The 14,971-nt window shown below is 62.0% G+C and carries 13 protein-coding genes; 7 read left to right on the forward strand and 6 right to left on the reverse strand.

Annotated elements, in window-relative coordinates; genetic code table 11:
• Positions 1–101: 101 nt before the first annotated feature.
• Entirely contained in the window at positions 102–614 is a 513-nt protein-coding gene (locus tag BLP10_RS20250) for a DUF2244 domain-containing protein (protein ID WP_091138798.1), read from the reverse strand.
• A 20-nt stretch (positions 615–634) separates the two neighbouring features.
• Here BLP10_RS20250 and nth point away from each other — a divergent pair, with 20 nt between their 5' ends.
• Positions 635–1,378 carry an endonuclease III gene (nth, locus tag BLP10_RS20255; RefSeq protein ID WP_091138801.1) on the forward strand — a complete coding sequence of 248 codons (744 nt, stop codon included), beginning with the start codon at positions 635–637 and terminating at the stop codon, positions 1,376–1,378.
• On the opposite strand, the gene BLP10_RS20260 is transcribed toward nth, so the two are convergent.
• Together BLP10_RS20260 and BLP10_RS20265 are read right to left on the reverse strand one after the other, a co-directional pair.
• Positions 1,375–1,617 carry a hypothetical protein gene (locus BLP10_RS20260; RefSeq protein WP_091138804.1) on the reverse strand — a complete coding sequence of 81 codons (243 nt, stop codon included), beginning with the start codon at positions 1,615–1,617 and terminating at the stop codon, positions 1,375–1,377. The genes nth and BLP10_RS20260 overlap by 4 nt on opposite strands.
• A gap of 4 nt (positions 1,618–1,621) precedes the next feature.
• Positions 1,622–2,419 (reverse strand): undecaprenyl-diphosphate phosphatase, encoded by a 798-nt coding sequence (locus tag BLP10_RS20265; RefSeq protein ID WP_091138807.1) that lies wholly within the window; start codon positions 2,417–2,419, stop codon positions 1,622–1,624.
• Positions 2,420–2,597: 178 nt separating this feature from the next.
• Between BLP10_RS20265 and BLP10_RS20270 the strand changes: the two genes are divergently transcribed.
• Genes BLP10_RS20270 through BLP10_RS20280 form a run of 3 tightly spaced genes read left to right on the forward strand, consistent with a single transcriptional unit; the run spans position 2,598 to position 5,295 of the window.
• Positions 2,598–3,290 (forward strand): glutathione S-transferase family protein, encoded by a 693-nt coding sequence (locus tag BLP10_RS20270; RefSeq protein ID WP_091138810.1) that lies wholly within the window; start codon positions 2,598–2,600, stop codon positions 3,288–3,290.
• Complete coding sequence (gene queG / locus BLP10_RS20275; protein WP_244510731.1) at positions 3,188–4,432, forward strand: tRNA epoxyqueuosine(34) reductase QueG; 1,245 nt, start codon at positions 3,188–3,190, stop codon at positions 4,430–4,432. The genes BLP10_RS20270 and queG overlap by 103 nt, the downstream gene beginning before the upstream one ends.
• Entirely contained in the window at positions 4,429–5,295 is an 867-nt protein-coding gene (locus tag BLP10_RS20280; RefSeq protein ID WP_091138812.1) for an SDR family oxidoreductase, read from the forward strand. Before queG ends, BLP10_RS20280 begins: the two co-directional genes overlap by 4 nt.
• Here the strand turns inward: BLP10_RS20280 and olsB are convergent.
• Entirely contained in the window at positions 5,283–6,206 is a 924-nt protein-coding gene (olsB, locus tag BLP10_RS20285; protein ID WP_175493987.1) for a l-ornithine N(alpha)-acyltransferase, read from the reverse strand. The genes BLP10_RS20280 and olsB overlap by 13 nt on opposite strands.
• 145 nt (positions 6,207–6,351) lie before the next feature.
• Positions 6,352–7,887, reverse strand: coding sequence for a YifB family Mg chelatase-like AAA ATPase (locus BLP10_RS20290; protein ID WP_091138817.1), 1,536 nt, complete (start codon positions 7,885–7,887; stop codon positions 6,352–6,354).
• 473 nt (positions 7,888–8,360) lie between these two features.
• Between BLP10_RS20290 and BLP10_RS20295 the strand changes: the two genes are divergently transcribed.
• The gene (locus tag BLP10_RS20295; RefSeq protein ID WP_091138819.1) at positions 8,361–8,840 is read left to right on the forward strand and encodes a response regulator; all 480 of its coding nucleotides are present in this window, start codon (positions 8,361–8,363) and stop codon (positions 8,838–8,840) included.
• Positions 8,841–8,888: 48 nt separating this feature from the next.
• Here BLP10_RS20295 and mutS read toward each other — a convergent pair whose 3' ends face one another.
• Positions 8,889–11,618 (reverse strand): DNA mismatch repair protein MutS, encoded by a 2,730-nt coding sequence (mutS, locus tag BLP10_RS20300; protein ID WP_091138821.1) that lies wholly within the window; start codon positions 11,616–11,618, stop codon positions 8,889–8,891.
• Positions 11,619–11,767: 149 nt separating this feature from the next.
• On the opposite strand from mutS, the gene BLP10_RS20305 reads away from it, so the two are divergent.
• Both BLP10_RS20305 and BLP10_RS20310 read left to right on the forward strand, forming a co-directional pair.
• Complete coding sequence (locus BLP10_RS20305; protein ID WP_091139025.1) at positions 11,768–14,059, forward strand: NADP-dependent malic enzyme; 2,292 nt, start codon at positions 11,768–11,770, stop codon at positions 14,057–14,059.
• Between the two features lie 264 nt (positions 14,060–14,323).
• Positions 14,324–14,944, forward strand: a complete 621-nt coding sequence (locus tag BLP10_RS20310) for an HAD family hydrolase (RefSeq protein ID WP_210183647.1) — start codon at positions 14,324–14,326, stop codon at positions 14,942–14,944.
• The last annotated feature ends 27 nt before the right edge of the window (positions 14,945–14,971 follow it).

Genomic DNA, 14,971 nt, shown 5'->3' on the forward strand with positions numbered 1-14,971 from the left:
AGCCAATGCCTTCCGCGCCATCCCTCGGTCACGACGGATAGCCAGCACCAGCCGGAAGTCACTCGCTCCAAACGGGCGCGAGGAGAAACGTCATGCTCCGCTCAATAGCCACGCTTCACGTCGGACAGCGCGCGGCTGAACGCATCCGCGAAGGTCTCCCGCTCCTCCGGCGAGAGATCGCGGGCAATCACCACGCGCTCGTTGCGGGACGCGAGCGCCAGCTTCTGCAATCCGAATTCCTCGTCCATCTCCCGGTCGAGGCGCGTCCAGAGCGGGTTGAAGAGCCATTCGCGCGCCTCGCCCCGTTCGCTCACTTTCCGGAAGAGAAGGCGGAGCGGGGTCAGCTCGAGGAGTTCGAAGGCCCGGGCCTGCCGGTAGCTGACGCGGAAGGCGATGTAGAGGCCGATGAAGTCTAGGCCGAAGAAACCTGCGACGGGCCAGAAGCCCATGATCACGAAGGGAAGGCTCGCGACGATGGAGACGAGGCACACCAACATCATCACGATCCTGAAGCCCTGGGGGCTCAGGGAACGGTGCGGGCGGATGACGGCCGAGAACACCGGCTCCTGGTACCGGTCGGCTCCATCCCCAAATGTCGCCTTGCTGCCTGTCATGGTCCAGATATAACGCGCTCATGTCCGATCTGAAGCCGTCACCCCGCCGCACGACCAAGCCGAAAGCCAAATCCGCCGTACCGGCGAAGGCCGTCGGAAAAGCCGTTCGCCTGCGCACGCCCAAGCCCGTCGACCGGGCGACGATGGTCGAGATCTTTCGCCGCCTCCAAGAGGCGAACCCAGAGCCGAAGGGGGAGCTGGATTACACCAATCCCTACACGCTGCTCGTGGCGGTGGCGTTGTCGGCACAGTCGACGGATGTGGGCGTCAACAAGGCGACGAAGGCGCTGTTTCCCATCGCCGATACGCCCCGCAAGATGCTGGCGCTCGGCGAGGAGGGGCTGAAGGAGCACATCAAGACGCTGAATTTCTACAACACGAAGGCGAAGAACGTGATCGCCGCGGCCAGGCGCCTCGTGGACGAGTTCGGCGGGGAGGTGCCCAATTCCGTCGAGATTCTGGAAACCCTGCCGGGCGTGGGACGCAAGACCGCGAGCGTCGTGGTGAACATCGCCTTCGGCGATCCGCGCGTCGCGGTCGATACGCATATTTTCCGCGTCACCAATCGCCTGCCGCTCGCCAACACCAAGACGCCGCTGGACACGCAGGTGGCGCTGGAAAAACTGATCCCGGCCGAGTACCGGCTCCACGCCCACCACTGGCTGATCCTGCACGGGCGCTACATCTGCAAGGCGCGCAGGCCCGAATGCTGGCGCTGCCCGGTCAACGACCTCTGCCGCTATCCGGACAAGACGATTCCTTAGGGTTTCAGGCAGCGCGGCGCCTGGCGCACGCAAGCGATGCCCGGTGTCGAGCAGGCCAATCCTTGCGGGTTGCGGGAGCAGACGATGCAGCCGTCCGTCCATTCGGAGCAGGTTGGCTCTTGCACAGCCTGCTCGTCCCGCCGGGGTGCGGAGGCTCCCGCGATCACGGCGAAGGCTACGATCAAGAGGGCGATGATCGCGGCCAGCGCAACGGCGAAGAACTCGGTGCGCTCCGGCATGGCTTCACCCGAATGCGATGAGGCCGGCGAGGCCCAGGGCGCCGACGATGATCCGCCAATAGGCGAACGGCGTGAAGCCGTGGCGGGAGACGTATTCGAGCAGGGTCCTCACCACCACGACGGCGGCGACGAAGGCCGCGATGAAGCCCGCCACGATGATGACGGCATCGTTCGCCGACAGGATCTTGTAATTTTTCAGAAGATCGTAGGTGAAGGCGCCCGCCATGGTCGGCATGGCCAGGAAGAAGGAGAATTCCGCCGCCGCGCGTTTCGACGCGCCCAGCAGCATGGCGCCGACGATGGTCGCGCCCGAGCGGGACACGCCCGGAACCATCGCGAGGCACTGGAGCAGGCCGATCTTCAGATACATCCCTAGAGAAAAGCGCGTTGCATCGTCATGCGTCGCCGCCAGGGGCATGCGATCGACCAGGAGGAGCACGAAACCGCCCGCGATGAGCGTCATGCAGACGATCCAGGGGTTGAACAGCACGTCCTTGATGAAGCCGTGGAGCACCGCGCCGATGAGGGCTGCGGGAAGGAAAGCGATGACCACGCCGATCACGAAGCGCCGGGCGTCCGGATCGTAGGGCAGGGCCTTCGCAATGGTCCAGAGCTTGTTGAAGTAGACCGAGAGGATCGCAAGGATCGCTCCGAGCTGGATCAGAACCTCAAAGGTCTTGCCCGTGGATTCGAAGCCCAGGAAATGCCCTACGAGGAGCAGGTGGCCGGTGGAGGAGACCGGCAGGAACTCAGTCAGCCCCTCGATGAGGCCAAGAAAGAGCGCCTCGATGATGTTTGCCATCGTTGAAAATCCTTGAACCGGCGCCAGATGCAGGGGCGCTCCCGGACGTGTCAAGAAAGCATTGCGCCAGCAAAGCTGTTTCCATGCGTCCAGAGCATGAGATTCACCAAAATTCCTTACCGCCCGTTAACAAAGCGCGGCCTTATTCTCGCCGCCTGTTTCGCGTCTCACATCATTCATGGCCATCCTGCATTCTTATCCATTCTGCCCGCATTCGCGGTTTGCGCGCCTCATCCTGGCTGAGACGGGCCTCGAGCCGGACTTCGCCGAGGAGAAGCCATGGGATCGGCGCGTTCCATTCCTGGAGCTGAACCCGGCCGGCAACCTCCCGCTCCTGGTCGACGATAACGGCTTGGCCGTTCCGGGGGCGCGGGGAATTGCGGATTATCTCGACGATATGAGAGGGGCAGACCTGGGGAGCCGCAGGCTCCTTCCGCAGGAAATGACCCAAAGGGTCGAGGTTCGCCGCCTGCTTGACTGGTTTCTCGTGAAGTTTCACGAGGAGGTCACGGATTACCTCGCCACAGAAAAGATCTACAAGCGTTTCATGCCCGCCGATCTCGGCGGCGGTCCGCCGGACATGAGCGCGATTCGCGCTGCGCGGACCAATGTGCGATACCACTTGAAATATATCGGTTTTCTGATTTCCAAGCGGAATTGGCTGGCCGGCGACCAGATGACCTATGCGGATCTGGCGGCGGCTGCCCATCTCTCGGTAGTGGATTATCTCGGCGACGTGCCATGGGACGAGGACGAAACAGCGAAGCATTGGTACGCCCGGGTGAAATCCCGGCCGTCGTTTCGCGCACTCCTGGCAGACCGGGTTCCGGGCATGGCCCCGGCGGACCATTACGACAATTTGGATTTCTGAGCGGGGACGCTCTCAAAAGCGCCTTCGTTGAGCGCGCCAAGGAGATCGGCTTCGATACGATCCGCATTGCAGCGCCCGATTCCATTCCGCTTGCACCCGAACGATTGAAGGCTTGGCTCGAGGCGGGGCACCACGCGTCCATGGACTGGATGGTGGAGACGGCAGATCGCCGCGCCGACCCGCGCACCCTCTGGCCGGAGGTGCGGAGCATCATCCTGCTCGGCGTGAATTACGGCCCCACGACCGATCCTCTCGCAACGCTCTCGCAGAAGGATCGCGGCTCGATCTCCATCTATGCCCGCAACCGCGACTATCATGACGTCATCAAGGGCAAGCTGAAGGAGATCGCAGGATTCCTTGCCGCGAAAGCTTCGTCCGACGTGAAGGTCTTCGTGGATACGGCTCCCGTCATGGAAAAGCCGTTGGCCGAGGCGGCGGGCCTCGGGTTCCAGGGCAAGCACACGGTCATCGTCTCGCGCGATTTCGGCAACTGGCTGTTTCTGGGCGCGATCTTCACCACGGCGGAGCTGCCGGTCGACGAGCCGGAACAGAACCATTGCGGGTCGTGCCGCCGATGCCTCGATGTCTGCCCGACCAATGCGTTTCCCGCGCCGTTCCAGCTCGATGCGCGCCGCTGCATTTCATATCTCACCATTGAGCATAAGGGCCACATCCCGGAGGAACTCCGCCCCGGCATCGGCAACCGCATCTTCGGCTGCGACGATTGTCTCGCGGTTTGTCCATGGAACAAGTTCGCGAAAGCCAGCCGCGAGGCGAAGCTCATGCAGCGCGAGGATCTCGCGGCTTTGCCGCTTGCGGAATTGGCACGGCTTGACGATCCGAATTTCCGCACGCGCTTTTCCGGCACGCCGATCAAGCGCACGGGGCGCGACCGATTCATCCGCAATGTTCTCGTCGCCATCGGCAATTCGGGCGATGCTGCCTTGGCGGATGAGGCCGTGCGTCTTCTCGACGATCCTTCACCGCTCGTGCGCGCCATGGCGATTTGGGCCATCGGCCGCCTGATGCCGCGTGAAACCGTCGCATCCCTGAGCACCGGGCGCTTCGAGCGCGAGAGCGAGGAGGATGTGAGGAATGAGTGGAACCGTGTGCTGTCCGTCCGCGAGGGAGCTGCCGCATGAGGCTTTTCGTTTTCGGCCTCGGCTATTCCGCCCACGCCTTCATTCGCTCGAACTCCTGGACGCATGTGGCAGGCACGGTGCGCGAGCATGACAAGGCGCAGCGTCTCAGGCAACAAGGCATCTCCGCTTACGCCTTATCGCAGGATGATGCGGATCTCGGCAGCGATCTTCGCCGCGCGGACGCCATCCTCGTGTCGGTTCCGCCGAGTGGAGAGGGTGATCCCGTGTTGAGCCGGTTTTCTGATGAGATCGCATCTTCCAACGCGGCGTGGATTGGCTATCTCTCCACCACCGGAGTTTATGGCGATCACGGTGGAGCCTGGATCGACGAGACAACGCCGGCGAGGCCTCAGAGCCGCTCATCGGTGTGCCGACATGCCGCCGAAGACGCATGGCTTGCCCTTGGACAGCAGACGGGAAAAGCCGTGCAGATTTTTCGCCTGACAGGCATTTATGGCCCAGGCCGAAATGCCTTCGTCAACCTTGCGCAAGGAACCGCGCGGCGCATCGTAAAGCTGGGACAGGTGTTCAACCGCATTCATGTGGACGATATCGCGACAACCCTTTCGGCGTCCCTACGGAAGCCGCGCGTGGGTGCGATCTACAACGTGAGCGATGACGAACCTGCGCCTCCTCAGGACGTCGTGGCTTATGCAGCGCAGCTGGCTGGTGTTGAGCCGCCGCCGGAGACCGCCTTCGAAGCTGCCGAGATGAGCGCTGCAGCCCGCAGCTTCTACGCGGAAAACAAGCGTGTTTCGAACGGACTGATCAAAGACGAGCTCGGTGTTCGTCTCCTTTATCCGACCTATCGCGAGGGCTTGCAGGCACTCTACGCAGCAGGCGAGTTCACTCAGGCTGCGTGACGGTTCGCGGCCGGGCCGAAATGATCGATGTAGCGCGGGTTGATGGCTGAGACCGGCAGGATCACGAGCACATCCGTCGTGCCGAACTGCCTGTCGATCACCGCGCCTGTGCCAAAGGTCGCGCCGAGGCGGAGATAGCCTTTGATCAGCGGCGGAAGCGCATGCAGCGCAGCCTTGGGATTGACGGCCTCCTTCGGCAGAAGGTCCATGCGCGTGAAACGCTCGGGCAGGGCGCGCGCCTGCCACTCGGCGGGCGCGGAGGCATGATGATGGAGGAAGCTGAGGGGCAGGGCGAGATCCTGCGGGTTCGTTCCCTCCAGGCTCGCGCAGCCGAGCATCACATCGATCTTGAAATGAAGCACATAGGTCCAGATGCCGTGCCACAGCAGTTCGACCGTGCGCTTGTTGCGGTAAGCCTCCAGCACGCAGGAGCGGCCGAGTTCCAGGAAATTCAGATCTGAATGAGCGCTCAAGAGGGGAGCGATGTCGTATTCGCCCTTGGTGTAAAAACCTTGATGGCGTTCCGCCACCTCCTGACGCAGCAGGCGATAGGTGCCCACCACCTTGGGCTTGCTGCTTCGAAGACGTCGGCCCTTGGGCTCGTGATCAAGAACGAGCAGGTGATCGCAGATCCAGTCGTAATCATCCACATCGCGCCGAGAGAACACGGAGGCACCTTGAGGCACCGCGGACATTTCCTCATAAAAGACCTTGAAGCGCAGCTTCTGCGCCTGCCGGATCTCCCGGCTTGTGGTCGCAAGGCGCACTTCGAGAGAACCGATGCGGCCAAGCACAGGATCGAGGGTGCCGTAATCGCGCACCGTCCGTCCGGCAATTTTGCCGAAACCCTTAAAGCCGGAGAGCAGCGCGGTTTTCGCGGAAGAGGTCGTTCCGATCAGCGAAGAGGTCATTGAAGTCTCGCAGGCCGGACTATTGTTGGATGTGCCGGTCTTTCGCCGTGACATAGCCGTCATTTCAAACCGTTTTGTGACAAAATATATCGCAAGTGACAGAGGATTCGACAAGAAGAGCCGGCTCACGTTTTGGGGCCGCCCGTCAAGCCGCTGAACGGCGATCCGTGTGGGCGCGATAGGACAGGGCCTCCGCCACATGGATGCGCCGGACGCGCTCTTCCCCGTCGAGATCGGCCAATGTCCGGCCGACTTTCAGGACGCGATGGAAGCCACGCGCCGAAAGGCGCATGGCATTAGCGGCATCGCGGATGAGGGACAGTCCGTCCGGATCAGGCTGGGCAACCTCTTCCAGAAGGGCAGGCGGGCATGCGGCGTTCGTCGCGATCCCTCTGTCCACAAGGGAAGCATAGCGTTTCTCCTGCAGCCTGCGCGCCGCCGCCACACGGGCGGCAACCTGGGCTGATCCTTCCTCCGGAGGCGGTAGGATGAGGTCGGACGCAGTCACGGCGGGTACCTCGATGGCCAGATCGATACGGTCGAGAAGCGGTCCGGAGAGGCGCGCCTGATATTGCGCGATGCAGCGCTCGTTCGGCTGGCGGCGGCAGACATAGCCGGGCTCCGTACCCTGGCCGCAGCGGCATGGATTCATGGCGGCAACGAGCTGGAAACGCGACGGATAGGTCACCCGATGGTTGGCCCGCGCGATCAGGATTTCGCCCGTTTCCAGGGGTTGGCGAAGCGAATCGAGAACCTGGGGCTGGAACTCCGGGAGCTCGTCGAGGAAGAGTACGCCGTGATGAGCAAGCGAGGCCTCGCCAGGACGGGCATTGAGCCCGCCGCCTACGAGGGCCGCCATGGATGCCGAGTGATGCGGAGCCCTGAAGGGCCTCCGGTTCGAGAGCGCGCCATTCGCCAGGAGACCCGCCACCGACTGGATCATGGAGACTTCCAGGAGCTCCCGGGGTGAGAGCGGCGGCAGGATCGAGGGCAGGCGCTGGGCCAGCATGGATTTGCCCGCTCCGGGAGGGCCGCTCATGATCAGGTTGTGGCCGCCTGCTGCTGCGATCTCAAGGGTGCGCTTGGCGCTTTCCTGCCCTTTGATGTCGCGGAGGTCGGGCAGGGCATTGGAGGCCGGCATGATCGCGGGTTCTGGCCTGCTCATGACCTGTGTACCCTTGAAGTGGTTGGCAAGCTGGATCAGCGAACGGGGCGCAAGGATGTCGAGCTCGCTGCTGGCCCAGGCAGCCTCAGACCCGCAGGACTCGGGACAGATAAGCCCATGCTGTCGCTCAACCGCGGCCATGGCGGCGGGCAGCACACCGGCAACGGAGGTGATGGAGCCATCGAGCGCCAGCTCGCCCAATACCGTGAAGCCGTTGAGGGCGTCGCCGGGAATGGCATCGATGGCGGCCATGACGCCGAGCGCAATGGGAAGATCGTAATGGCTGCCTTCCTTCGGCAGATCGGCAGGGGCCAGATTGACGGTGATCCGTTTGGCCGGGAGAGCGAGCCCTGACGCAATCAGGGCTGAGCGCACCCGCTCGCGGGACTCCGCCACGGCCTTGTCGGGCAATCCAACGATGGTAAACGCTACGGTGCCGGAGGAAATCTGCACCTGCACGTCGACCGCGCGCGCTTCGATCCCCTCGAAGGCAACAGTTGAAACGCGCATGACCATGAGTTTTGACCTCCCGTAAGAGGCGGGACCTTAGCGCGGTCGTATGAAACGCGATAGTGTTTCGTTAGAGGGCGGTTCATTGCGACTTCGAAAAAATGAACGGAACACTCTTGGGCTCATGACGTTGAGTCCCACTGTGCCGGCAAAATGGGCGTGAAGCCCGTTCTAAGGGGATAATCCTCTCGTGACGAAACACGCGATCATGGCAGGAAGCGACGCCAGGGCGAGGGTGCTTTGCACTGTGTCTGTCGTTGGCTTCAAGGGTAGTTAATCGTGAAACGAGTGCTGGCCTTGCAAGAATCCTCTGTTTTAATTTCCCACTCTGACGCCAAGAAAACTTCCGCAGCGTCACTTTGCTCAGTCCCGATTAATGCAAACGAACTTTGACGATATGCACAACCAACAGCTGAAAAGCCGGTTGACTTGGCACGTAAGAAAACCAGGTAACTCAGCCGGGTCCTTCGTGCCGCAGGATGCCGAGGAGACACGGGTTGAGTAAAGTGAAGCCTTTGCGCATCCTCATTGTAGAAGACGAATTTCTGATCGCGCTGGAGCTCGAAAGCCTGCTTCAGGACATCGGCCATGATGTGCTGGGGATCGCCGCCTCCTCGCAGGAGGCTATCGCTCTCAGCCGAGAACTTTCCCCCGACCTTGCCTTCGTGGATATTCACCTAGCCGATGGCCTGACCGGGATCGACGTGGCGCGTCATCTCTCTGATCAGCATCACGTGACGGTTTTGTTCATGACCGCCAATGCCAAGCGCATTCCTGAGGATTTCGCAGGTGCCCGCGGCGTGATTGCCAAGCCCTATACGGAGCGAGGCGTGAAAGAGGCCCTGGCTTACATCACCTCTGAGCAGGAGCAGAAAAAGGACGCCAGCGGCAAGGAGCGAATGACGTTCATCCCTTTCGATGAGAAAGGCCGAGAGGACAGCAGCTCTCAGCTGTCCTGAAGGTGCGCTCAAGAGCTCATCAACAGAGCCACGCTCTGATGGCTTCCTTTATCGCTGCGACTTGAGGCGATAGAGCGCATCCAGCGCCTCTCGAGGCGTCATCTGATCGGGATCGAGCGCATCGAGCGCCTCACGCAGGCCGTCTTTTGCTGCAGCCGGTTCGGGCTTCGCCGCGCGCATGGGGGCGGCGAAGAGGGGAAGATCGTCGACAAGCGCCCGCTTGGGATGCTCCCGGTCCGACTTTTCCAGCTCGCTCAGGATGGTTTTCGCCCTCTCGACAACGGCGGAGGGCAAACCCGCGAGGCGGGCTACCTGAAGGCCGTAGGAACGGTCGGCCGTGCCTGAAACCACCTCGTGCAGGAACACCACATCGCCATGCCACTCCGTCACCTTCAGCGTCGCATTGGCGATGCGCGGCAGGCGTTCGGCGAGCGCCGTCAATTCGTGGAAATGGGTGGCGAAGAGTGCACGGCAGCGATTGGCTTCGTGCAGATGCTCGATGGCAGCCCAGGCGATGGAGAGACCGTCAAAAGTGGATGTGCCGCGCCCTATCTCGTCGAGGATGACGAGGGAGCGTGAAGTGGCCTGATTGAGGATGGCGGCGGTTTCCACCATCTCGACCATGAAGGTCGAGCGGCCGCGCGCCAGATCGTCGGCAGCGCCCACACGGGAAAACAGGCGATCCACGACGCCGATCTGCGCTTCTTTCGCCGGAACGAAGGAGCCCATCTGCGCAAGCACGACGATGAGGGCATTCTGGCGCAGATAAGTCGATTTACCGCCCATGTTAGGGCCGGTGATCAACAGGATGCAGCCTGCATCCTTACCAGACAGATCAGCGTCGTTGGCAATGAAGGCGGCGCCTTCGCGCTTGAGTGCGGCTTCGACGACCGGATGGCGTCCGCCCTTGATCGCGAAAGAAAGACCCGTATCGACGAGAGGGCGTGTCCAGTCGAGGCGCACAGCGAGATCGGCGAGGGCTGCCGTCACGTCGATCACGGCGATGGCTTCCGCTGCGAGGGCAACCTCACCCGACAGGTTGAGCAGTTCCTGCGTCATCGTCTCGAACAGGCCGAGTTCGATCTTCAGGGCGCGATCGGCGGCGGAAGCGATCTTCGCTTCCAGTTCACCCAGTTCCTTCGTGGAAAAGCGCATGGCTCCCGCCATGGTCTGGCGGTGAATGAACGTATCCTTGAACGGCTCCTTGAGCAGGTCTTCGCCCACATTCTGCGGCACTTCAACGAAATAGCCGATCATGTGGTTGTGCTTCACACGAAGCGTACGGCAGCCGGTTTCGTTGGCGTAGCGTGTCTGCAGGGCCGCGATGAAGCGACGTGAATCCTGCTGCAACTCACGCAGTTCATCGAGGTTGGCGTCGTAACCGGCACGGATGAAGCCGCCGTCCCGCTTCAGGAGGGGTAATTCATCAGCAAGCGCCGCAGCGAGCTTATCGGCCACATCCGTGCGCAGGGCTTGAAGCTGCTGTGCATTGCTGAGCAATTCCTTCGGGAGATTGGGGGCGATGGCAAGCTCCAACCCCAGCTCCCGCGCCGCGAACAGGCCGTCGCGCACGCAAGCAAGATCTCGCGGTCCACCTCGTCCGAGGCTCAGGCGCGAGAGCGCCCGCGCCAGATCGGGCGAACGTTTGAGGATGCGCCGGAGACGCTCACGCAGATCCGCATTGTCGACAAGGAATTCCACCGCATCCTGCCGCTCGCGGATCATGCCGGGATCGGTGAGGGGGCCTGCAAGGCGCTCGGCGAGGCAACGGGCACCACCGGGCGTCACTGTGCAGTCGATGGTGGCGAGCAGGCTGCCGGCGCGCTCACCGGATAGCGTACGCGTGAGTTCGAGATTGGCGCGGGTCGCCGCATCGATGGCAAGCGCCGCACCTGCATTTTCACGGGAAGGCGGGTTGAGAACCGGGCGGCTGTCGATCTGTGTCTTCTCGATATAGAAGAGCACGCTGCCCGCCGCGGTGATCTCGGCGGGGCCGAAAGAGCCGAACGAGTCGAGGGTCGCGACGCCGAAATACTCTCTTAGACGCCGCTCGGCGGAGGCCGGATCGAGCCCCTCCCGGGAGAGGGGAGTAATCGATGCCCTGGTTTCGCGCCAGAAGCCCACGAGTTCCGGATCGTCATGGATCACGTCCGGCACCAGGATCTCCCGGGGCTCAAAGCGGGCGATTTCCGCAGGCAGACCCATGGCATCCGTTTCGCTCACGACGAAATGACCTGTGGAAATATCGACGGCGGCGAGCCCGTAGCACCATTGGGTGTCCGACACGCGGCGGCGGGCGATGGCGAGGAGGAAATTGGCACGGCCCGGCTCGAGCAGGCGCTCTTCCGTAATCGTGCCGGGGGTGACGAGGCGCACCACATCGCGCCGCACCACGGATTTGGAACCGCGCTTCTTGGCCTCTGCCGGGTCTTCGGTCTGCTCGCAGACCGCAACCCGATGCCCTAGGCCGATGAGCCGCTGAAGGTAGTCGTCCGCCCGGTCGACGGGCACCCCGCACATGGGGATGTCCTGTCCCTGATGCTTGCCGCGCTTGGTGAGTACGATCCCAAGCGACCGGCTTGCGATCTCCGCGTCCTCGAAGAACAGCTCATAGAAATCGCCCATCCGGTAGAACAGCAGGCTGTCCGGATTGGCCGCCTTGATCTCGATATACTGCGCCATCATGGGCGTGACGCGGTTGTCCGGCGCAGGCTTTTGGCCGGCGGGGGAGGTCTGTTCGGGGCTCTCGGAGGCTTGGTACAGGGCTTGGGACGACATCCGCCTTATGTAGCAAAGCCTGCTTCCCCTTTCACCCGTATCATGGCTCTGGAATGAGGGGTGTGCACAAGTCTTGAGGCGGAATGCCCCAGGCCTTATGGTCGCAGCCCCTTCGAAAACGCGCCCTCTGGCCAAACCGCGACAAATTCATGACCGACGACAAGTCTTTGCCCCGCCGTAAACGCCCCACCTTCACTGACCAAGAAGCGTTGCAGTTTCACGCTCAGGGCAGGCCAGGCAAGCTCGAAGTGGTGCCCACCAAGCCCATGGCCACCCAGAGGGACCTGTCCCTCGCCTACTCGCCGGGCGTCGCGGTGCCGGTTCTGGCAATTGCAGAAAACCCGGCGCTCGCCTTCGACTACACCACCCGCTCCAACATGGTTGCAGTGATCTCGAACGGTACGGCGATCCTGGGGCTCGGCAATCTCGGCGCGCTGGCCTCGAAGCCCGTGATGGAAGGAAAGTCGGTTCTCTTCAAGCGTTTCGCGGACGTTGATTCGATCGACCTCGAGGTCGACACGGAGGATGCGGACGCCTTCATCAATTGCGTGCGCTATCTCGGTCCTTCCTTCGGCGGCATCAATCTGGAGGACATCAAGGCGCCTGAGTGCTTCATCATCGAGGAGCGCCTGCGGGAACTCATGGACATTCCCGTCTTCCATGACGACCAGCATGGTACAGCGATCATCGCGGCGGCGGGCCTCATCAACGCCCTTCACCTGACCGGCCGCGACATGGCCAAGACCAAGCTCGTGGTGAACGGCGCAGGTGCTGCCGGCATCGCCTGCACGGAGCTTCTGAAAGCCATGGGCTTTGCGCCCAACAACGTCATTCTCTGCGATACGAAGGGCGTGATCTACAAGGGCCGCACGGAAGGCATGAACCAGTGGAAGTCGGCGCATGCCGCCGAAACGAACGCACGCACGCTGGCCGATGCCATGAAGGGCGCGGATGCGGTGTTCGGCCTTTCCGCCAAGGGCGCGTTTTCGGACGACATGATCCGCTCCATGGCGGAAAACCCGATCATTTTCGCCATGGCCAATCCCGATCCGGAGATCACGCCGGAGGAAGTGTCGCGCATCCGTGATGACGTGATCATCGCCACCGGCCGCTCGGATTACCCGAACCAGGTCAACAACGTTCTCGGCTTCCCCTACATCTTCCGCGGCGCGCTCGACGTGCAGGCCACCACGATCAACATGGAAATGAAGATCGCCGCTGCCCAAGCGCTCGCCGAGCTTGCCCGCGAGGACGTGCCCGATGAAGTGGCGGCCGCCTATCAGGGCGCGCGTCCACGCTTCGGGCGCGACTACATCATCCCGGTGCCGTTTGATCCACGCCTCATTCACACGATCCCGATGGCAGTGGCGAGGGCTGCGATGGATACGGACGTCGCGCGCCGTCCCATCGTCGATATGAAATCCTACAAGGCGCAGCTCTCCGCCCGCCGTGATCCCGTCGCGGGCACGCTCAACCGCATCTTCGAGCGCGTGCGCAAGATGCCCAAGCGTGTGGTGTTTGCCGAGGGTGAGGAGGAAAAGGTGATCCGCGCCGCCTTATCCTTCGTGAACCAGGGGCTTGGCCGCGCCATTCTCGTGGGACGGGAGGAGCGGATCTACGAGACAGCGTCTCTGGCAGGCATCGATGTCGAAGGCCGCGAGGGCATCGAGATTCACAATGCGCGCCTGTCTCACCGCAACAGCACTTATGCCCAGTTTCTCTACGAGCGCCTGCAGCGAAAGGGTTATCTCTTCCGCGATTGCCAACGCCTGATCAACCAGGATCGTAACCATTTCGCCGCCTCCATGGTGGCGCTCGGCGATGCCGATGCGATGGTGACGGGCGCAACCCGCAATTACTCCACGGCGCTTGCCGATGTGCGTCACGTGATCGACGCCAAGCCTGGCCACCGCGTCATCGGCGTCTCTCTGTGCTTGGCACGCGGACACACGGTTCTCGTGGCGGATACGGCCATCCACGAAATGCCGAGTGCGCAGGAGCTTGCCGAAATCGCCATCGAATCTGCAGGCGTCGCCCGCCGTCTCGGCTATGAGCCGCGTGTGGCCCTGCTGTCGTTCTCTAATTTCGGGCATCCGCGTGCGGAGCGAGCCGAGAAGATCCAGGAAGCCGTGCAAATCCTCGACGGGATGCGCGTGGATTTCGAGTATGACGGCGAGATGGGCGCGGACGTGGCGCTCAACCGCGACCTGATGGCGCAATATCCATTCAGTCGCCTTACAGGCCCGGCCAACGTGCTCGTCATGCCCGCTTTCCACTCCGCATCGATCTCCACGAAGATGCTGCAGGAGCTCGGCGGTGCTATGGTCATGGGCCCGCTGGTTGTAGGTCTCGACAAGCCGGTGCAGATCGTCTCGCTTGGCGCTACCGACAACGACATCGTCAACATGGCGGCCCTCGCCGCTTACAACATCGGCGGCTGACGGACTTTATCAGACCTGGAACATGGGGCGGGGAGGATGTCCTCCTCGCTGATCGGCGCTCGCCGCTCCAGCCGATATCGTGATGAGACAGGGCGAAAGCTGAGCGCACGACTTTGTCCATGACAAAATGCCGAGGAATGGAATGGTCCAGGCAGACTTCAGGAACCGTTCATCAATAAAGCTATCAAGTTGCATAATCATTCAGGAATGGCTTTGCGCCACCTGCAAGGATGAAGACCAACAAACCAATTATGAGGGGCAATCGTGAGCGTTCGCCAACCTACGACAATCGTGTTCGATATCGGGAATGTCCTGCTGCGATGGGATCCGCGTCATCTCTATCGCCGTATCTTTTCTGACGAAGCGGAGATGGAATGGTTTCTGGGCAATGTCTGCACCAATGCCTGGAACCTCGAACAGGACCGGGGTCGCGACTGGGACGAGGCCGTGGCCCTTCTGGTAAAGGACCATCCCACCCATGAAAGCGCGATCCGCGCGTTTCATGAGCGCTGGCCCGAAACCGTGTCGGGCGTCTTCGAGCAGAACGTAGCTCTCCTCGAGAAGCTGCGGGAAGCGGGCGTGCCGAATTACTGCATCACGAACTTTTCAGGTCCCAAATTCGTGCTGGCGAAGGAAATCTATCCGTTCCTGGCAGACTTTGACGGAGTCATCGTGTCAGGCGACGAGCGGCTTCTGAAGCCCGACGCCGCCATCTATCATCTTTTGCTTGAGCGCTATGGGCTCGAAGCAGGGGATTGCGTGTTCATCGACGATTCGCGCGCCAATGTGGAAGGAGCGCGTCAGGTAGGCATGCATGCGATCCACTATCCCGATGAGCAGGTCGATCTTGCTGCCGAACTGCGGAGCTACGGCTTCCCGATCTGAGGGTTAGCTTGCTCTTCGGCCCGGCTT

Source organism: Microvirga guangxiensis (genome assembly GCF_900102135.1).
In the GTDB taxonomy this organism is placed as follows: domain Bacteria; phylum Pseudomonadota; class Alphaproteobacteria; order Rhizobiales; family Beijerinckiaceae; genus Microvirga; species Microvirga guangxiensis.